Genomic DNA, 20,488 nt, shown 5'->3' with positions numbered 1-20,488 from the left:
AAACGTGTACACTCAAATATTTACATTTTTATAATTAGGCTTATTATATCGGATATGTTTTTATTTGTCACTAATTTTTTCTTTAATGGTTAAACGCTTTTAAGCGCTAAAGTATTTTATGTGATAATAGAACGAAATCAGCTAGTACATTTAACGAAAACTTTAATGGATTTATTGATTCTCACCAACAGCACCTGTTAAGGAACGGCTTGTAATTTTCCAGTGGGAAGCATTCCATAATGGCTCCCCATTTGAAAACAGGATCGTTTGCGGCGATTCATGTTTGATTTGGAATTTTTCTGCCACTTCATTAGACAATGGACGGGAATCCTGAACGGCTAGGAAATATGTAGGTACAGACTGATTTTCATTTGCAAACTTTTCATATTCCTTGTAAGCCGCGTGGCTAATTGGACATGTTAAACTGTGCTTTAAAAGAAAGAACTTACTTTCCTTTTTTAATACTTCATCAAATTGTTCTATGGAATCGATTTTCTCTAACATGTGTACATTCCTCCAAAAATGAAATAAACGGTGAAGTAATTTTATCACTCCACCGTTTCTATCACAAATAAACTGATTCAACTCATCCATGTTTTTTAAAGTTTGACCTTATTTTCTTCCTCGGCTAATGCCTTTTCAGCTTCTTCAAGTTTTCGTCTTATTTCAGTGCTATCTAGGGTTCCAATTTCGATGGATTTCTTTGCTTTACTCTTTTCTTTCAAGGTTTGAATAGGAATATATGTTGATTCTGATTCATCATCTTCCCGTTCGCCTTGGTTTGTTACTTTTCCTTTTACCTTATCCAAAAGTCCGGTAGATTGCAGGACAATCCCTTGGGACAGGGAGGAACTTTTGGAGACTAATTCATTACTTTTGCTCATTACATTTTCTCTTATTGTCGATGTCTTATCGATAATGGAACCAGCTTGGTTACTAAACGTATTCCGCAGATCTTTTCCCGACTTGGGAGCCAAAAAGAGTGCTGTAGCAGCACCAACAACTCCTCCAATAATTGCACCAAGCAGAAAACTATTAGATGACCCCTCATTTCGAGTTTGATTCGTCTCTCTTGAATCAAATTCCCTATTTGACATCTTCAAATTCCTCCTCTATTTTCTAATGTGATCTAACCTTCTTACCCTCACTTAAGCTAATCTCATTTTTTGATTGCTTTCTTGCCTGCCATTTATCCTTTAATTCCAGGATGACATTACTCCATTGCACAATTTGCGAAATTTTTTCTTTGCTTTCCTCAACTTGGTTGTCCACTGATTTGGTAATATTTTTTAGTGTTCCATTAAATTTAGTGACTGTTGTGCCCACGTCTTTTACCGCTTCAACCACACTAGTCAAACTTTCAGTTTTCTCTTTTAGGTCATCAGCTAATGCGTTTGTTTTTTGTAAAAGTATGGTCGTTTCAGCTGTTACTCCATCCAACTGTTTTTCTAATCCAGTTAATGTTTTCGAAACGCTTGTAAGTGTAACTTGAAATGATTTGAGTGTTGTCGATAAAAAGATGACAAGCACAAAAAACGCGATTGCTATCAAGGCTACGCTTAAATATAAAATTATTTGCATCGTGCACCTCCGCCTTAATCCTATCAATATGTATATCCCATCCAGGAAAGATATAAACCTCGCTAATTATCTTATACTACTTCCATATTTTTGTCCTCTTTTCCTGCCGTTTCTTTAAAAAATTTCAACATGTATGGCCACTATAGTTTTATTTTTCAACTTTAAGGCTTGATTCGGTTACAATATGTTAGTAAGAACATAATTTTTTGTTGGAGGCGTAAAGAATGAAAGATCCTCGTATTGAGAAACTAGCAAAAAACTTAATTAATTATTCGGTCCAGCTTCAAAAAGGAGAAAAGGTTTTAATTGAGAACTTCGGGCTGCAGCGTGAGCTTGTGACCGCCCTCGTAAAGGAAGCCTACTTAGCCGGGGGATACCCATTTGTGCTGTTAAAGGACCATCAGGTAGACCGTTCACTCCTATTCGGAGCACAAGAAGAGCAATTTAACATGATGGCCGAATTCGAAGCAAATGTAATGAGTAAAATGGATGCATACATAGGTCTTCGTTCCGGTGATAACATCAGTGAACAATCCGATGTCCCAGATGATAAAATGAAAATCCACGGAAATACGATTGGTAAAAAAGTTCATCGCGACATTCGTGTTCCAAAGACAAAATGGGTTGTCCTTCGCTACCCAACTTCTTCCATGGCTCAATTAGCTAAGATGAGTACAGAGGCATTTGAAGACTTTTATTTTGATGTTTGTAACCTCGATTACGGAAAAATGGATAAAGCAATGGACAGTCTGAAAGAGCTAATGGACCGAACAGACAAAGTACGAATCACAGGTCCAGGAACAGACCTTAGCTTTTCAATTAAGGATATACCAGCCATAAAATGTGCAGGACGATTAAATATTCCTGACGGTGAGGTCTATACGGCCCCTGTTCGCGACTCTGTCAATGGCGTAATTACGTATAACACCCCATCACCATACCAAGGGTTTACGTTTGAAAATGTGAAGTTAACCTTCCGAGATGGAAAGATTGTTGAAGCAGAGTCAAATGATTCTAGTCGGATTAATAAAATCTTTGATACTGATGAAGGTGCGCGGTATATTGGAGAATTTGCCATTGGCGTTAATCCATTTATCCTTAATCCAATGCAAGATATCTTGTTCGATGAAAAAATTGCTGGCAGCTTCCATTTTACACCTGGGCAATGTTATGATGATGCCTTTAATGGCAACCATTCCAATATTCACTGGGATATGGTTAATATTCAGCGGCCGGAGTATGGCGGTGGAGAAATCTACTTTGACGATGTCTTAATTCGAAAAGATGGCCTATTTGTTCTTCCCGAATTAGAAGTGTTAAACCCTGATAATCTAAAATAAAAAAAAGGATGCCAACTATATGCTGGCATCCTTTCTTTTTTAGTTCGCTAACTGTTTTTCATAGGATTCTTGGAACTTTTGAATGTCTCCAGCCCCCATAAAAATAATGACGCTATTGTCATAGTCATTTAAAACTGAAGTATTTTCTTCCGAAATGACTTCAGACCCATCGATTCTTGCCTGAAGGTCTTTGATGGTTAGTTTTCCATGATTTTCACGAGCAGACCCAAAAATCTCACATAAATAGGCTTTATCTGCTTCTCTTAAACTTTTGGCAAAGTCTTCAAGGAACGCTTGAGTGCGTGAAAAAGTATGTGGTTGGAAGACCGTCACAATCTTACGGTCGGGATATTTTTGCTTAGCCGCATCAATTGTTGCTTTAATTTCAGTCGGATGATGGGCATAATCATCGATTAATATTTGTGAACCAATTCTTTTTTCTGAAAATCTTCTCTTTACACCTTGGAAGGTCATTAATTGGTTCTTCACTACTTCTACACTAAGTTCTTCATAATGACACAGACCGATAACGGCAAGTGCGTTTAAAACGCTATGATCGCCGAAAGTTGGGATAGTGAATGTGTCATAGAATGTATTACGAATGAAAACATCAAAAGTCGTTCCAGTAGTTGTCTTCACAAGGTTTTTTGCTTGATAGTCATTTTCCTCGCCAAAACCATAAAACAAGACGGGAACCTTTGCCTGAATTTTCTGAAGCTGTTCATCATCTCCATAAGCAAATATTCCTTTTTTCACTTGGATGGCCATCTCTTGAAACGCAGAAAAGACATCATCAATGTTTGCAAAATAATCAGGATGATCAAAATCAATATTCGTCATGATTGCATAATCAGGGAAGTAAGACAAGAAGTGTCTTCTGTATTCACAAGCTTCAAATACGAAATATTCTGAGCCTTCTTTTCCTTTACCTGTCCCATCACCAATTAAAAATGATGTTGGCTTAGCTCCTTCAATCACATGGGCAAGTAAGCCTGTTGTAGACGTCTTTCCGTGCGCACCAGTAACTGCTACACTAGTAAAGTTTTGCATAAAATCACCTAAAAACCGGTGGTAACGAACAATAGGAAGCCCGAGTTTCATCGCCTCTTGAATTTCCTCATGTGTATCTGGAAAAGCATTCCCTGCAATAATCGTCATTCCTGGCTTGATATTCTCCTTTTGGAAAGGAAGAATGGTAATCCCTGATTGCTCAAGGGCCAGTTGTGTAAAAAAGCGCTTTTCGACATCGGAGCCTTGCACCTGAAATTTCATATCATGCAGAACTTGTGCGAGTGCACTCATTCCAGACCCCTTTATACCGACAAAATGGTAAATAGTCATAGAAGAACCTCCAACAACGTCTATCTGTAAAACAGTATATGACATCTGTCTGTATTTGCTAACAAGAAAACAGAGGGCTATTGTACACTATAACTTCAATAACCTCTAAAAAACATATTTAATAATTATATCATTAATTAGCCTGAAAAACTATTTGCAAACAAATTCTTTAAATTCTGGCTAGTTTTTTCACTATATATTATTTGTCCTAGTCATGAAAGAATACTATCAATTAATTATTTGCATTAGCCTCTAAAATCGATTCTAAATCTGCTTGGGTAATTAATACTTCACGCGCTTTGCTTCCATTTGCACTAGTAATATAGCCACTAGTCTCAAGCATATCCATCAATCTTGCAGCACGATTATAGCCTATTTTAAAGCGCCTTTGCAGACTTGATGTTGATGCTCCGCCTTGTTCAATGATAAATTCACAGGCCTCATAAAAAAGTTCATCTTCCGTTTCCGTTACTTGAGCTTTTTTTAATAATTCTTCTTGCTCAAACAAGTAATCTGGTTCGCGCTGTTCCCTTACGTGACCTACGACCAGATCAATTTCTTCATCCGAGACAAACGTTCCTTGCAAGCGGACAGGTTTAGATGAACCATTTTCTAAAAATAACATATCACCGCGGCCAAGTAACTTTTCTGCCCCGCTAATATCAATGATTGTGCGTGAATCCACTTGAGAAGAAACAGAAAAGGCGATTCGGGTAGGAATATTGGCTTTAATTAAGCCGGTTATTACATCAACTGATGGCCTTTGTGTGGCGACAATTAAATGAATCCCACAGGCTCTTGCCTTTTGAGCAATTCTACAAATAGCTTCTTCCACATCTGCTGGTGACATCATCATTAAGTCGGCTAACTCATCGATAATAATCACAATAAATGGAAGTTTGTCCGCATACTGTTTATGCTTTATTGCCAGTTCGTTAAAGCGATTAATGTCACGAACACCGGTATGGGCAAACAATTCGTAGCGTCTTTCCATTTCGTCGACCGCCCATTTTAATGCAGCTGTCGCCGCCTTAACATCCGTAATAACCGGACTGACAAGATGTGGAATACGGTTGTATGGTGCGAGTTCGACCATTTTTGGGTCAATTAATAATAGCTTCAAGTCTTCTGGCCTGGCTTTAAAAAGTAAGCTAACTAAAATAGTATTAATGCACACACTCTTCCCTGACCCTGTCGCACCAGCAATCAAACCATGCGGCATTTTCTTCAAGTCTGTGACAATCGGCTTTCCGGCAATATCCAGACCAAGCACAGCTGTTAAGGGCGAGGTAGATTCATTGAAAGTACTACTTTGAATAATTTCGTTAATGAATACAGGACGTGACTTTTGGTTGGGAACTTCAATCCCAATCGTATGCTTTCCTGGGATGGGAGCCTCCATCCTAATATCTCTAGCAGCAAGGCTTAACTTAATATCATCAGTTAAGTTGGTAATTTTGTTTACCTTGACACCTGGCTCCGGCTGAACTTCAAAACGAGTTACCGAAGGACCTTGTGTTACATTAACGACACTGGCACCGACATTAAAGTTTTTTAATGTTTCGTTTAAAATTTCCTCTTGCTCTAATAACCATTTCGTATCATTCACCACTGTCACAGGAGGATTAAGCAAACTAGATGTTGGGAGCACATAATGACTATCATCTGGTTTATCCTGGGTGATTTCTTCCTCTCTTGGGAATAGATCGATTACTTGGTTATTCTGTTCCGGCTGCACATGTTCTTGCGGCCGCACAACTTGCGCTTCCAATCCCCTATTTCTCTTTCGCTCTTCCCATTTTTGTTTATCTTGTTTTAACATCATCACATTAAATGGCAAATGGGAACGCTTTGGTACTGTGGGTTCTGGTGTAGTCTCTGGTACTGGTGTAGTCTCTGGTTCTGGTGTAGTCTCTGGTTCTGGTGTAGTTTCTGGTCTTGAGATGGTCTCAGGTTCTGTGATGATCTCTAGTTCTGATTCGGACTCTGGTTCTAATATAGTTTCTAATTCTAATATGGTCTCTAGTTCTGGTAAATCCTCTTCTGCATCATTTGAATCGTTTGAATCGTTTGCTGTTGCTATTAATTCTTTTACCTCTTCATATGAGTCTTCATCCTGTGCTTCTACTACGAATTCTTTTTGAATCATTTCTCCATGAAATGTTTCCACTTCGTGGATTTCCATGTCAATTTCTGATTGTTTAGTGATTTCTATTTCAGTTGACATGCTTTCTGAAGGAGTTAGACTGTCCATCAGATTTTTTTCATCCTCTTCTAGAAAGTGGCTTAATTCATGCTCGACAATTTTATTCGTATTCTTCGGACGATTAAACCCAAAAACGGGAGAAGGAATTTCTGTCGGTTGGAAGGGAACGCTCTTCTTCATAGATGGTTCTTTTTTAAGTTTAGGCAGTTCCTGTTTAACCGTTTGAACTTCTGGTTTTTCCTTAATGATTCTCTTATCCGGTTCTGGGTGCAAATTTTTTCTTTTTTGGCGTAATGTTTCTTCTTTTATCTTGAGTGTTTCCCTATGTTTTGGACGTAATGTTTCTCCTTTTGCCTTTGGTGTTTCCTTAAGTTTTGGCGGATGAAAAAGATGATTACTCCCTTTTGGGTATTGATAAGATACCTTGGTCTCTAAATCCTTAAAATTTTCATTTTTGTTTAGAAACGGCAGACCTTCTTGTTTATGTATTATGTAACTTTCAAATTCATCATCATCTTCTTCTTTTCTTAATTTTTGAAATAGGTTTTGGAACCAGCTCAAAACTATCACTCTTTCTACTAACTACTTTAAATCTATCACTTTATTCTATCAGTTTTTTAGATTTTTTCGACATAATTCTAATAAATGAGGCAAAATACACTCTGTGAAAATAGTTCAATGAAAAAAGATCACTTTGAATGTGATCCTTTATCTATTTTTAATTATTTGTTTTTTCCTAAAATAAAAATAGGTTCTAATTCACCATTTTCATATAAAAATGATAAGGCTGTAATTGGCACACGACCATTTGCAAAAAAGCTCATGGCCATTTGAGCCATCACATCATACCCTCGATCATTACGAATATCAGCAATAATTAACACATCCTGGTGTGGAACAGCCAGCACCATCGTCCCCGTCATCTTCTTTTCGAATTCATTTAAGAACACCTTATTTAAGATCCGGCTCGCATCGTATCCATCATTTGTGTTTAAAAAGTAAAAGCTGTTGCCGGCGACTTGATCCTCTTTTAGAGGAGTAGAAAGGGATCTGGCATTAAATAAAGCAATTTCCTTAATTCTGTTTGCTTCCCAGCCCTCTTTTGCCATGATACGAGAGTCGATTAACCGATAGGTATTGCCTTGGTCATAGGCATAATAAATCTTTGTTTCCGCGGTGTGCTCATCAATTAAAAATGGCACCCCCTCTTCTGCTTCCATTGGGAAGGATGAGGAGCGAATTACGGGGAAGATTTTTTTCTCATGATCGGTTAACTGAACTGCGTCCTCCATAGCTCGAAGCCCTTCTTCGATATAATAAACGACTTCATCGATGGCTTTTTCCTTTTCGATATGCCATTTGGCAATAATCCCAGGCAAAGCGACTGTTATTCCTTTGCCTGACTCTTTACTTTCAAAGCGCAGTTGGTCCTTCTCCCGATCATAGGAAATCATCCGATCTTCACGAGCCAAGCGCCTCTCTAATTCGGTTCTCATTACTCTGCTATCCATTTTCATTTTGAATTCCTCCATTTTAGGAGCTGCATGTCTATTTTACATTAAAAACCCTCCATCTCAAAGTGATGGAGAGTTACTTACTCATTATTTTAAACCTGAAATAAAGTTTTCTATTTCTTCTTGTGTCTTTCGGTCTTTGCTTACGAATCTGCCTAGTTCGTTTCCGTTTTCAAATGCGATAAAGCTTGGGATTCCGAAGACATCTAATTGTTGGCATATATCGATATACTCATCTCGATCAACATGAATAAATGTATACTCATTAAATTTTGATTCTATTTCTGGTAAAATTGGCTCAATAATTCGACAATCTGGACACCAGCCTGCAGAAAACATGAAAATTGTTTTTCCATGATCGCGCAGCTGTTCAAATTGCTCTACTGACTCTAAATTCTTCAAATTCAACGCCTCCGTTTGAAACTTTTGCTCATTTTTATTGCTATCTTCTTAAATCATAGCAGTAGACTGCTTTTCAGTCCAATCATCTGCCCCTTTTGTATTGTCCCACTAATAGGTTCATAACATGAGTAAACATTTCAGAGCGATTGACCATTCCGTTAGTAAAAATACCGACCGCCCCCTCTTGTTTCCTTACATTTTTACTTTTCACATAATCTTCCATAACTGGTCCGAGTTCTTCACCTGCCCTTAATCGGACCGCTACTTCTTCCGGAAGAGGAATTCTTGCCCCGCCGGCAATAATCGGTTCTCTATCGTTGGCTACAAGTGCTCCCCAGTTACAAATAAATAATCCATAACTCGTTTCTTGTACACCTCCTTCAAGTCCAATCCCAATATCACCACTTCCTAAGTTTAAGGCACCTTTTGCCCGATTAATAGCTCCTTTAATTGTTTCTTCGTCGGAAAACGGCTGCTCATTAACACCTGATGGAATGTCTAAGTCAATAAACTCATGTGTCTCAGTAAAACAATTTTTCACCGCAGTAATTTTAGCAGGGTTCTTTGACCCAATGATAATTTTCATGATGATATGTACTCCTTTTGACAAAGTAAAGGGAGCATAAAAATGCCCCCTAAAAACATCAACTTAACTGTTAGCTTTAATCGTATCAACCGTTGTTTTGTCACATGCCTTGACTAGTTTAACAATTAGTTCTTTCGCAGCTGCATAATCATCCACATGAACGATTGAAGCATGGGTATGAATATAACGCGAGCATATACCAATAACCGCACTTGGAATACCCTCATTTGATTGATGGACCCGGCCGGCATCTGTTCCTCCCTGTGAAACAAAATATTGGTAAGGAATTTTATGCGTTTCAGCTGTATCGAGGACAAACTCTCTCATCCCACGGTGCGTGACCATTGTCCGGTCAAGGATGCGAAGCAATGCCCCTTTACCTAATTGGCCAAATTCATTTTTATCGCCCGTCATATCATTAGCTGGACTTGCGTCGAGTGCAAAAAAGATATCCGGATTAATCATATTAGCGGCAGTTTGGGCACCACGTAAACCGACTTCTTCTTGGACCGTTGCCCCTGAAAATAGTGTATTTGGTAAAGCCTCATCTTTTAATTCCTGAAGTAACTCAATAGCTAAACCACAACCATAGCGGTTATCCCATGCTTTGGCTAATATTTTTTTCGGATTGGCCATCGGCGTAAATGGACAAATTGGCAGAATTGCCTGCCCTGGCATAATCCCCAACCGTTTCGCATCTTCACGATTATCTGCACCGATATCTATCAACATATTTTTAATTTCCATAGGTTTATTACGTTTTGCATCGTCTAAAAGATGTGGGGGGATCGAACCAACGACACCAATCACTGGGCCATTATTAGTCATCACTTGAACACGCTGGGCAAGAATTACTTGACTCCACCAGCCGCCGAGCGGCTGAAAACGAAGCATTCCATTTTCCGTAATAGCCGTTACCATGAAGCCTACTTCATCCATATGACCGGCAACCATGACCGTCGGGCCTGTCTCCACTCCTCTTTTCATGCCAAAAATACTGCCCAGATTATCTTGAACTAGCTCATCTGCGTATTGAGATAATTGTTCCCTCATAAATTTTCTGACTAAATGTTCATTTCCGGGAGCACCGGGAAGTTCTGTTAATGTTTGAAAAAGTTTTAAGGTTTGATCGTTCATTTTTTGAGCTCCTTTACGTTTCTCGAGTTAATTTATGTATATATTTAATTTTACAGAACATTGGTTTCTCTTTCCATCAATTGAATTTAATATTTGTAATAGTATGTTCCTATCCATAAATACGATATACTGAGAAGAGAATCCTATCTTTTCCAAATTTATCTTGGGAGGTCCTTTATGAACTGGAAGTCATTTCTCCTCGGTGCAGCGGTCGGTATGATTAGCGGGTATGCTGCCAAAGAAATCATTTATAGTAAAACTAATGTATCGCCCGAAAAAGTATTAGAACAAGTTAAAAAGCAATTTACTAAGAATGGACCAATCAATGGTTCCTGGATACATATGGAAGCAGAGCCGTATGAAAAGCAGCACATCAATTACCTCGTTTACAAAGGAGGCATTTCTAAAAACAATGATGGTACAACCGAGCAATTCGAATTCATTGCCGATGCCCAAACAGGTACCCTTTTGGATATTCGATCTTTGTCCAACGAACTTGTTTCATAGTAAGAATAGCCGTACCTGACAGGTTACGGCTATTTTTTTGCTTAATTTTCTCTTTTAATACTTTCAACAATTTGCTTTCCATCTGAATCCCATTTCACTGCCCGGTAAAAAGCATCGTGATAAAAACTAAACCATGCGTCGTTCTGTAATCCATATGGAAGCCATTTTTCCTTAGCTGCAATCGAGGTCATTGGATAGTCGTCATAAGCCATCACCCATAACACAGGTTGATGGGCATGAGTTGCCATCAGATCAGCCATATGAATTAACATTTCTCCCCGGTCCTCTATGACTAGAATCGAATGTCCATTACTGTGACCGCTAGTATGAACCATGGTCAGCGCCCCTAAGTTCCATTTTTCTTCAAAAGGAATTACCTGAGCTTCAATCGCTTCCCAGTTTTCTCTCCAATATGTATTTTTCGAACGAATATTAGGATTACGCATTTCATCCCATTCTACTTGTGAGGTAATGATTTTTGCATTAGGAAAGGCAGAAACGTACTGTCCATTCTCTACCTTTGTCAGGCCGCCTGCATGGTCAAAATGCAAATGAGTCATCAAGACGTAGTCGATATCTTCTGCATGCAAACCTAACTTAGCTAAAGATTCATCCAGTTCTGATTCTTTCGTTACACCAAAATTTCTTAATTGTTTTTCTGATAATTTCCCTTTACCAATCCCCGTTTCGACTAAGAAATTTTTCCCATCCATTTGAATGAACATCGGATCTGTTGGTAATTCAATTAGATTTCTTTCATTAGAGGGGTATTTTTTCGCCCACATTCCTTTCGGTACAACTCCAAACATAGCACCGCCATCTAAATTTGTTACGCCTCCTGATAACCAGGTTAGTGTCACACCGCCAACTTTTACTGTTTCCAACGATTCTTCCCCCTTTGCTCCTTTTCTATATTTTAACATTGTCTGATTATTTGAAGAAATAAAAAAGAACAGCTCACTAATGAACTGTCCTGAAAAAGTTAGTTTTGATATTTTACTTCGCAGCGATAAATACGGCTTCCTTTTTCTGAAAATTTCTCTTCGTACTCAGTCATGATGTTACCTTCATAATCACTTTTATGGAGGTCTAGACTAATGTACTTTAATAATAATCCGTACTCTGAAAAGCTAATTAAAGAATGTTCAAATAACCCTTGATTGTCCGTTTTAAAATGGATTTCTCCACCATCAGCCATAATATCCTCATAAAGCTTTAGGAAGTCCTTATAAGTTAATCTTCTTTTTCTATGACGATATTTTGGCCATGGATCAGAGAAGTTCAAATAGACCTGGTCCACATCATTCTTGGCAAAATATTTCGGCAAATCCACTGCATTTACATTAAGGAGCCTGAGGTTCGGTAAATCGGCTTCAATTAAACGTTCCAGTGCGGTAATGATGACACTGTCGTATAATTCAATACCAATATAATTTATCGTCGGATTCGCTCTAGCCATTTCCGTAATAAATTGACCTTTGCCTGTACCCACCTCAATATGAAGTGGCTGATTGTTATTAAAAACTTCATGCCATTTTCCTTTATGTTCTTCAGGATTGGCAACAATATATTGAGGATGCTGCTCTATTTTTTCCTTTGCCCAAGGTTTATGTCTAACTCTCATTTATGACACTCCTAAAAATAATTTTGTTCGTTACATATATCATGCACCATTTTTCAGTACAAGTTTAACTTAATGGAAAATAAGATCATGAATAAACAAAAAAAGAATTCACAACCTAACAGTGTGAATTCTTGTTTTTAAATAACACTTGAGAGGGTGTACATTCATGCCATTAAGTCATGATGACCAAGTCACTTTATTAAAAGATATATTAAACAATCATCAAACCGATTGCTGCGGGTCTGTTGCCGAATGTGAACAATTAGAGCGATTAGTGAAATCTCTTATGGTAAACACTGAGATTGATCAAAATGTTAAGAATATCTTACAGGAAGTATACCAATACAGCCACCATGGAGTTGGTACAGCTGATTTGGATCAACACATTTTATCTAACCAAGAAAACTTATCAAGTTGGGTAAGTAATATTGATCAATTTTCCTAATTAGAGAATTTCATCTAAGAACTTTATCCATTTGTTCATTTCTTCCAAGCGATTTTTATTCTTATACCATTGAATTGAAGAAAGCGTCTGAATGGTCACATACCATTTCATTCGTAACTTTAGGTTATCAGTCAGCTCTTTGCCATACATGCTTAACCAATCCTGCCAATTCTCTTTTGGAATATACCAATAAAGGAGCAATCCTAGGTCAATGGCGGGGTCTGCGATCATTGCCCCGTCCCAATCAATCAGATACAACTGGTTGTCTTCCGCAAGCAGCCAGTTGTTATGGTTAACATCTCCATGACAAACCACTTTCTCATCGCAATAGACATTTAATGCTTCCTTTTTTAAAAAGTTCATTGCATTTTGCACTTCAGGCAAGGAAAGTACCTGCTCATCTAACTCGTTTACCACCGATTTCAAAATAGGCTCTGGATGTAATGGAGAAGTCTCTATCCGGCTTAACATACCCAGCATTGGTTCTGAGCAATGAATCTTCTTTAGCAGTCTTGCAACGAGTTTTTGATTCATTTCTGACGGCTTTAGTTCTCTACCGGGAAGCCACTGCTGAGCAGTAATTACGTCTCCACTTTCCAACCTTTTTGTCCAAACAAGCTTTGGAACAATACCTTCCGCTGATAATACGGCAAGGAACGGAGACGAATTCCGCTTCAAAAAAAGCCTTTGATCTTTATATTTTGCATAAAAGGCTTCACCTGTTTTGCCTCCAGCAGGGGTAATTTCCCACTCTTGTCCTAGTATATGATCCAAAATTGCTCACCTTCAATTTATGCCGTTCTTATGGGCTTATTCCCCTATATCAGGGGTATAACCTGCGCTGCCGGAAGGTCTTATATTACCACAGTTTCATCAACAGCTTTTATTTTTTTGAAATAAAAAAAAAGCTATTGAAACCATTGCACACAATAGCCATCTTATTAAATTTTATCTTGAATTACCTTTTTTCGTCAAGTATATCTCCAGAAACTATTTTTTTAGCAAAACATTTATGGAGACTGGCTCGATACTCAGTTCTTTCCCATACATAATCCGCTTGGCAGTAATCCCTGCGTTTTCATGATCAACTAAGACCGTCCAATCCCCGTCGGGTAACGTAATTTTATGCTCTTTAGTGGTGGGATTGATTAGTAAGATTAGTTCATTATCACCTTTAAACCAATAACCCAACAGGGGTGAAGCTAAGGGCATTTGGTGGATATGTGATCGGATTTCTACAGAAGTTCTCATTCGGAAACAAGAAAATTCCTTACGTACTTGAATCAGTCCTTTTACATATTCTACGTTATCTTTATAAATAATCTTTCTTTCCCAGTCCAGTTGATTGATTTCATCAGAGGAACGATAACTATTCCCTTCCCCCTTTTTTGTTCGAAAGAACTCTTGGCCACTGTGTAGAAAGGGGATTCCCTGAGACAACAAAACAATCGCTGTGGCGAGCCGATGATACTTTATTCGTAAAGAATCATCAGCATCGGGGAGACATGCTTGAAGTTTATCCCACATCGTGTGGTTATCATGACATTCTACATAATTTAATGACTGAAAGGGTTCATTAAAAGTACCTTGCCCCTGTTTGGTAAAACCGATGCTGCCAGTTATAACTTCATTTGCTGCCCCGAGATAATGATCATTACCTAAGGCAAAGCCTTTATCAAATAAGTTAAATGAACTCCCTTTTATAGAATCACGAAATTTATCATTGAATTGAGCGATATGTGGCATTTTCGCCTGATTTCCGATTGTTGCTTTTTGCTCTGAAGGAAGTGGTGTGTTGAGGTTCCAGCCTTCACCAATGATTATCGTCCCTGTTGAAAGCCTATCACAAACTTTCCTTACCTCTTTCATCGTCTCCACATCCAGGATTCCCATTAAATCAAAGCGAAACCCATCAATATGATATTCCTCCAACCAATATTGAATTGAATTCAAAATATATTTTCTGACCATTTTGCGTTCCGAAGCAATATCATTTCCTACTCCCGTACCATTTGAAGGAAGTCCAATCTCGTTATGACGAAAATAATAACCTGGAACCACCTTTTCAAAGGATGAAGTCTCACGAACATAAACATGATTATATACGACGTCCATGATTACTCTAAGGCCAAGACTATGAACTTGATCAATTAACTGCTTTAATTCGATAATTCTTGAATATGGATTGGCAGGATTCGTTGAATAGCTTCCTTCAGGGGCATTGAAATGAAGAGGATTGTATCCCCAATTATATTCCTTATTTCGATGCAGTTCATCCACACCTGCAAAATCATGGAAAGGAAGAAATTCAATATGGGTAACACCTAAGTCTTTAATATACGCTAACCCCGTAGGTTCCCCATCCATTCCTTTTGTATTTTGCTCGCCAGCACCTAGATAAAGACCCTTATTCTTTACACCACTTTTTGGATGAATCGTTAAGTCCCTTATGTGGGTCTCATATATGATGGCATCCACTGAATTTTCAATTTCAGGTAAGTTAGGACGCGATCGCTGGGTATTATCAAGTTTTACAACCACTCCAAGTTCTCCATTAACGGTCACAGCTTTAGCATAAGGATCGACAGCCTCACGCCATTCTTGATTGACTAAGATAAGAAAACTATATTGATAGAGCTCTAAATCACGGTTAACAGAAACGGTCCAAATGCCGTGATCTTCTCGTTTCATTTTTACAATTTCTGAAAAACTGCTATTCGATGGACGTAACTTTAATTTAACCTGTGTGGCGGTAGGTGCCCAAAGCTTAAACCGGGTTAGCCCCGGTTGAAAGGTAACACCGAGATCCTTTCCGTCATAATAAAATTTCTCGTCAAATTCTTCAGTTCGAATCACGGCACCAATTTGGAGGTCGGTTTTCCCTCCATGCTCGTCGATAATCACATATTGTTTTTCAAAGGAAAACTCTTTTGAAAATTCACAAATATATTTCATTTTATTATCTATTTGTCTCTTCTCGAGGATTTTCAATGTGTGTTCTTGAAAATCGGTTGTAATCGAAAAGGAGGACGACAATCCGTGATGATAGGAAAGAGGAAGAAGAATCGTAATGATCTTCATCTCATCTAGATAGGCAAAGAAATTTCGGTCAGTAGCAATCATTCGAGTCCCTCTCTTTCATCTCCACTTCTTTCGGACCTAATCTTCTTGTTAACACTTCCAGCGCGCTTGCTTGAAGGTCTATCTTCAATGGTGTAAATCCGATATGCTCCCCATCGGCATGGACAAAAAGTTTTGTTGGAGAATGGATGGAAACACTCCTGCCCGTATAAGTTTTCACTTCTTTAAAATGGATGTGCTTTCCCCAAAATACACTTATAAAAACAAGCAGCAGTTTCCATCGTGATAATTGATGGACCACGGTAATGTCAAAAAGGCCATCATCTGGTTCAGCTGCAGGGGCAATTTTCATCCCACCGCCATAATAGGGTTGATTGGAAGCAGTTACAAACCATGTCTGTTCAAATATATGCTTTTTCCCGTCAATTGATAAATCAATTGTTGAGGTTTTATAAGTAAATAATTTTTTTAACAAAAAATAAACATAAACCATTCTGCCCATCGAAAGTTTATTTAATATGGCTTTCATCCGGGAGTGATTCACTTCATAAGAAATGATGGCATCAAATCCAGCACCCATGTTATTAATAAAAAAGTGTTCATTTGATTCAGCCACTGTAATTTTCCCAATATCGATTGACAAACCCTTTTGTTTTGCCAGACGGAGTATTACTGCTAATGCTTCAATAGGATCAACAGGAATTTGAAAACCTCTAGAAAAGTCATTTCCAGACCCGCCAGGAATAAATCCTAGTGTAATTTTATTATCCTTGACTGCCCCATTCATCACCTCGTGCATCGTTCCATCTCCACCCACAGCAATAACTATCTTTTGCTCAGAATTCTTTTGCGCAATTTGGCTTGCAAGGAACTTAGCATGTCCAGGGTATTCGGTAAAAAATGCAAGGTACTTTACATGATTAGCTTTTAGTTGGTGCTCCACTCTTTCCCATATCTTAAAGCAATGACCGTTGCCAGCTTTGGGATTAATAATAAAGTATATTTGCTTCATACTACCAACCTTTATTTATTTTATGTTTTTGTGCTGGTTAAAGGATATATTTTTATTGCTTCATACTTTGGTGTTTTGTTCAGGTGTGTTTGATAAAGCACCACATCAACAGCATCAAATGAAAGGGGCGTAGGCTGGAGTTCTTCCCACAATTTAAGCATTTCGTTTTGGAAAGGATGTTCGCCTATCCATTTTCTCGCAAGAGTAATATGGGGACGGAATGGTCTTGTTTCCAGTTGAAACCCTGCCTGCTCAGAAGCGGAAAATACTTTTTTTCTAATTATTTGTAAATGTGAGCTTTCCTCTGTATCGGCCCAAAAAACACGGGGGGAAGTAACATTACCGAAAAATCCAAGTTTGTTGATGTTCAATGTTAGTGATGTCTCATCGCTAAGGGCAATTTTAACGTTTTTAACTGCTTCTGTTAATTTATCAGACGGAGCACCGCCAAGAAACGCTAGGGTTATATGTAAATCCTGATAATGGACCCATCGGCTAAACGGGATCCTTTCCCTGATTTTTTCCACATGGTCTCTCATCACTAGTTTCGTATGCTCTGGTATTCTTACGGCAAAGAAATAATGGGATTGTTTTTCCATAGTTATGTTCCCTTCTATAAATAATTCTAGTCTATTTTGTCCTAAATGTATCTATTAGCAGACAGACAATTAGCCGATTTTTTTTACAAAGAGTTAATATTTATTTATTATTAGTTATGAAATTAAGTATTAGGTATTTACTTCAAAGGATGGAAAGGACGCGGGCCTCTTGAAAGTAGTCAATAATATAGCTGAACTAATCGGAGATACACCACTCGTTAAACTAAATCGATTAGCACCTAAGGATGGGGCATCGGTTTATTTAAAGTTGGAATACTTTAATCCTAGTAAAAGTGTAAAAGACCGTGCAGCATTTAATATGATTGTGGAAGCTGAAAAGGCTGGAAAATTAACCAAAGGTTCCACTATTATCGAGCCGACAAGTGGAAATACAGGGATTGGCCTTGCCATGAATGCTGCGGCACGAGGATATAAATCTATTATCGTCATGCCTGATACGATGACGCAAGAAAGAATCAGTATTTTAAGGGCATACGGTGCGGAAGTTGTCCTTACACGTGGGGATGAAAAAATGCCAGGGGCCATAAAAAAAGCACTTGAATTAGCCAGCGAGATTCCCAATAGCTTTGTCCCGATGCAATTTGAAAATCATGCGAACTCAGATGCACACCGACATACGACCGCTGTAGAAATTATCGCAGCAATGAACGAACTTGGAAAACCGCTTGCTGCCTTTGTTGCCACCGCCGGAACAGGGGGAACCATTACTGGTACAGGCGAAACCTTAAAAGCACATTTTGAAAATATAACCGTCCACGTGGTGGAACCAAAAGGCTCGCCTGTTTTGTCTGGCGGCAAACCTGGTAAGCACAAACTTGTTGGAACAAGTCCAGGATTTATTCCAGACATACTTAATCAGGATGTCTATGATGAAATCCATCAAATCAATGATGAAGATGCCTATGATATTGCGCGCAGGCTGGCTACAGAAGAAGGAATTCTTGTCGGGCCATCCTCGGGTGGGGCTTGCTTTGCTGCGATAGAAGTTGCCAAACGATTAACCCCTAATGATGTCGTTGTTTGTATTGCTTGCGATACAGGGGAACGGTATTTAACTAGTGATTTATTTCAATTTTAAGTAAAAGACGTGGACACTTCCGTGTTCACGTCTTTATTGCTATTGAAGAATTTTGTCAATAAGTGCTCCACATTGTTTTTCAATTTCTAGCTCAAACCATTCCTGCAATCTTTGGGTGACAGGACCAGGTAAACCATCCCCTACACGCTTCCCATCCACTTCAATAATTGGCATTACTTCTGCCGTCGTACTTGAAAGGAACACTTCCTCAGCATCTTTTAATTCATCAAGAGTAAATGTTCGTTCCTCAACAACAATGTTATTTCTTTCGCAGACCTGCAAAATAACATCTTTTGTAATTCCTTTTAAAATTAAGTTATCCGACTGATGTGTGATTATCTTGCCATTTTTAATTATATAAATATTTGATGAACTTCCTTCCGTCACATCCCCGCTGCGATGTTGAATTGCCTCAAAGCAGTCCACTTCGGAAGCTTTTTGTTTTGCTAATAAATTTCCTAGTAAATTTAAACTTTTAATATCACAGCGCAGCCAGCGAATATCTTCTGTAACGATTGTTTTTACACCCATCTTCAAACTCTCTAACGGCCTAGATACTTCCTTCGTATATGCTACTAGACTTGGCCTCACATTTTCTGTTGGGAAAGCATGATTACGAGGGGCGACTCCTCTCGAAATTTGCATATAAATCGTTCCTAGCTGAAGGTTATTTTTCTCAATCAGTTCTTTCAGCAAATTTGTTAATTGATCCATCGTATATGGGAGTTTGATTCCGATACTATCTAAACTTTTCACTAAACGATTTAGATGTTCAGTACCTGTGAACATTTTTCCGTTGTAGACACGGACCACCTCGTATACACCATCCCCAAATTGATAGCCACGATCTTCTACATCCACCTTTGCCTCTGTTCGCTCAATTATTTTTCCATCCATGATTGCAAATTTCATTCTCCCATTTCCCCTTTATTTTTTATTTAAATCATTATTAAAGTAACCATATCATTTTTCCAAATCTGTTATCAATTTTGCTTCGACTTTTTATTATGCAAAATTAAAAATAATAATTTAACTAAAAATTCAAATAATTTGTCATAATCCATACATTATAACCCATAACCTATAGTAAGAGTACTGCAAGGGAGGGCGAATAACCGAACAATTTTTGTTAATTTTTGAAGATTATTTTGTAAAATAAAGTATATTGGTGGAAATTTTCAGATTTTGTGGTTACAATAAGGGTAGATGGACAACATCTACGTATCCACAGTAATCATCCATAAAAAGGAGTTGTCTGCGCGGAAAAGAAAACTACATATTTCTTGAAGAGGAATCTTCAAACAGGCTGTCGGTAGAGGGATTAAGCCATAGGTTTGAAAAAAGGATAGGGAGTGGTTCTTTGAAACCTTCGACTAACCGGATGTTAAACCGCATCAAATGTATCTACATGTTTATTCGCAATAATGGAACTGTCACAACGCAGGAACTTGTAGAGGAATTTGGTATCACTCCTCGCACCATACAACGAGATTTAAATGTCTTAGCCTATAATGACTTGGTAATAAGCCCAAGCCGCGGAAAATGGACGACTACACAAAAGAGAGTTAAAATGTCTTCTTAACACGAAAAGTAAAGTAACAGGATAGCATAAAAAAGCACACGAGATATTCTCGGTGCTTTTTGTTTGTCAAAATATTAAGTCCGGCCATGTACATGATTAGTGATTTTGTTATATTCTTGTTCACTTAAGATGCCGAGCTTTCTAAAAACATATGAATACATGAAAATTCTCCGCTGCAATCGAGGGGTTATGAACATATTTATCATCCTCCTAATTTACTTTATTTATATTCGCCACTTCAAACAAAGTTTCCTTCAACCAAAAAAAATTCTTCTGGTTAATATTTTAACCTACTGTCAAAATTCCCAATGAAATAATGCGTCTATCCAGGTCAAAATGGGGATATGGCTTATCTGCTCAGTCTTCGACTCCATTTGACAGATTTAAATAGTATGGTAATATACTATTATAGAAAAATACTTTAGCGCTTAA

The 20,488-nt window shown here is 38.1% G+C and carries 19 protein-coding genes and 2 pseudogenes; 5 read left to right on the top strand and 16 right to left on the bottom strand.

Annotated elements, in window-relative coordinates; all coding sequences use genetic code 11:
- Positions 1-171: 171 nt before the first annotated feature.
- From ytxJ to BR30_RS0100720, 3 genes are all read right to left on the bottom strand, one after another.
- Positions 172-504, bottom strand: a complete 333-nt coding sequence (gene ytxJ / locus BR30_RS0100730) for a bacillithiol system redox-active protein YtxJ (protein ID WP_026563281.1) — start codon at positions 502-504, stop codon at positions 172-174.
- Positions 505-599: 95 nt separating this feature from the next.
- Positions 600-1,097: a YtxH domain-containing protein gene (locus BR30_RS0100725; protein WP_026563280.1), complete on the bottom strand. Its 498-nt coding sequence runs from the start codon at positions 1,095-1,097 to the stop codon at positions 600-602.
- 22 nt (positions 1,098-1,119) lie between these two features.
- On the bottom strand, positions 1,120-1,581 hold the full coding sequence (locus tag BR30_RS0100720) for a DUF948 domain-containing protein (protein WP_026563279.1): 462 nt from the start codon (positions 1,579-1,581) through the stop codon (positions 1,120-1,122).
- 224 nt (positions 1,582-1,805) lie between these two features.
- On the opposite strand from BR30_RS0100720, the gene BR30_RS0100715 reads away from it, so the two are divergent.
- A complete protein-coding gene (locus tag BR30_RS0100715) occupies positions 1,806-2,921 on the top strand; it encodes an aminopeptidase (protein ID WP_026563278.1) in 1,116 nt (371 codons plus the stop codon).
- A 39-nt stretch (positions 2,922-2,960) separates the two neighbouring features.
- Here BR30_RS0100715 and murC read toward each other — a convergent pair whose 3' ends face one another.
- From murC to BR30_RS0100685, 6 genes and pseudogenes are all read right to left on the bottom strand, one after another.
- Positions 2,961-4,262 (bottom strand): UDP-N-acetylmuramate--L-alanine ligase, encoded by a 1,302-nt coding sequence (gene murC, locus BR30_RS0100710; RefSeq protein ID WP_026563277.1) that lies wholly within the window; start codon positions 4,260-4,262, stop codon positions 2,961-2,963.
- Positions 4,263-4,494: 232 nt separating this feature from the next.
- Positions 4,495-6,138: pseudogene (locus tag BR30_RS38775) on the bottom strand (DNA translocase FtsK); the annotation flags it as partial.
- A 1,052-nt stretch (positions 6,139-7,190) separates the two neighbouring features.
- A complete protein-coding gene (locus BR30_RS0100700; RefSeq protein WP_026563275.1) occupies positions 7,191-7,979 on the bottom strand; it encodes a DUF1444 domain-containing protein in 789 nt (262 codons plus the stop codon).
- Positions 7,980-8,069: 90 nt separating this feature from the next.
- Positions 8,070-8,408 (bottom strand): annotated as a pseudogene (locus BR30_RS0100695) (thioredoxin family protein); the annotation flags it as partial.
- Positions 8,409-8,466: 58 nt separating this feature from the next.
- Positions 8,467-8,970 (bottom strand): DUF84 family protein, encoded by a 504-nt coding sequence (locus BR30_RS0100690; RefSeq protein ID WP_026563273.1) that lies wholly within the window; start codon positions 8,968-8,970, stop codon positions 8,467-8,469.
- 63 nt (positions 8,971-9,033) lie between these two features.
- Positions 9,034-10,107 (bottom strand): M42 family metallopeptidase, encoded by a 1,074-nt coding sequence (locus BR30_RS0100685; RefSeq protein ID WP_026563272.1) that lies wholly within the window; start codon positions 10,105-10,107, stop codon positions 9,034-9,036.
- Between the two features lie 177 nt (positions 10,108-10,284).
- Between BR30_RS0100685 and BR30_RS0100680 the strand changes: the two genes are divergently transcribed.
- Positions 10,285-10,614, top strand: a complete 330-nt coding sequence (locus BR30_RS0100680; RefSeq protein ID WP_026563271.1) for a PepSY domain-containing protein — start codon at positions 10,285-10,287, stop codon at positions 10,612-10,614.
- A 41-nt stretch (positions 10,615-10,655) separates the two neighbouring features.
- On the opposite strand, the gene BR30_RS0100675 is transcribed toward BR30_RS0100680, so the two are convergent.
- Both BR30_RS0100675 and trmB read right to left on the bottom strand, forming a co-directional pair.
- A complete protein-coding gene (locus BR30_RS0100675) occupies positions 10,656-11,498 on the bottom strand; it encodes a YtnP family quorum-quenching lactonase (protein WP_026563270.1) in 843 nt (280 codons plus the stop codon).
- Positions 11,499-11,596: 98 nt separating this feature from the next.
- Positions 11,597-12,238, bottom strand: coding sequence for a tRNA (guanosine(46)-N7)-methyltransferase TrmB (gene trmB / locus BR30_RS0100670; RefSeq protein WP_026563269.1), 642 nt, complete (start codon positions 12,236-12,238; stop codon positions 11,597-11,599).
- 166 nt (positions 12,239-12,404) lie between these two features.
- On the opposite strand from trmB, the gene BR30_RS0100665 reads away from it, so the two are divergent.
- Positions 12,405-12,683, top strand: coding sequence for a YtzH-like family protein (locus BR30_RS0100665; protein WP_026563268.1), 279 nt, complete (start codon positions 12,405-12,407; stop codon positions 12,681-12,683).
- Here BR30_RS0100665 and BR30_RS0100660 read toward each other — a convergent pair whose 3' ends face one another.
- The 4 genes from BR30_RS0100660 to thpR all read right to left on the bottom strand — a co-directional run bounded on the left by BR30_RS0100660 (position 12,684) and on the right by thpR (position 17,375).
- Positions 12,684-13,457, bottom strand: a complete 774-nt coding sequence (locus BR30_RS0100660; protein ID WP_026563267.1) for a phosphotransferase family protein — start codon at positions 13,455-13,457, stop codon at positions 12,684-12,686.
- A gap of 216 nt (positions 13,458-13,673) precedes the next feature.
- Entirely contained in the window at positions 13,674-15,806 is a 2,133-nt protein-coding gene (pulA, locus tag BR30_RS0100655) for a type I pullulanase (RefSeq protein WP_026563266.1), read from the bottom strand.
- Positions 15,793-16,776, bottom strand: coding sequence for a diacylglycerol/lipid kinase family protein (locus tag BR30_RS32480; protein ID WP_035444914.1), 984 nt, complete (start codon positions 16,774-16,776; stop codon positions 15,793-15,795). Before BR30_RS32480 ends, pulA begins: the two co-directional genes overlap by 14 nt.
- A 20-nt stretch (positions 16,777-16,796) precedes the next feature.
- Positions 16,797-17,375: an RNA 2',3'-cyclic phosphodiesterase gene (gene thpR / locus BR30_RS0100645; protein WP_026563265.1), complete on the bottom strand. Its 579-nt coding sequence runs from the start codon at positions 17,373-17,375 to the stop codon at positions 16,797-16,799.
- 169 nt (positions 17,376-17,544) lie between these two features.
- On the opposite strand from thpR, the gene cysK reads away from it, so the two are divergent.
- A complete protein-coding gene (gene cysK, locus BR30_RS0100640; protein ID WP_026563264.1) occupies positions 17,545-18,474 on the top strand; it encodes a cysteine synthase A in 930 nt (309 codons plus the stop codon).
- A 39-nt stretch (positions 18,475-18,513) separates the two neighbouring features.
- Here the strand turns inward: cysK and dat are convergent, their stop codons facing one another.
- Positions 18,514-19,386 carry a D-amino-acid transaminase gene (gene dat / locus BR30_RS0100635; RefSeq protein ID WP_026563263.1) on the bottom strand — a complete coding sequence of 291 codons (873 nt, stop codon included), beginning with the start codon at positions 19,384-19,386 and terminating at the stop codon, positions 18,514-18,516.
- Positions 19,387-19,834: 448 nt separating this feature from the next.
- Between dat and BR30_RS35535 the strand changes: the two genes are divergently transcribed.
- Positions 19,835-20,056 carry a DeoR family transcriptional regulator gene (locus tag BR30_RS35535; protein ID WP_081825309.1) on the top strand — a complete coding sequence of 74 codons (222 nt, stop codon included), beginning with the start codon at positions 19,835-19,837 and terminating at the stop codon, positions 20,054-20,056.
- Positions 20,057-20,488: the final 432 nt, after the last annotated feature.

Source organism: Bacillus sp. UNC41MFS5 (assembly GCF_000686805.1).
The sequence above is the reverse complement of the archived record's forward strand: the minus strand, read 5'-3'. Positions and strand labels throughout refer to the sequence as shown.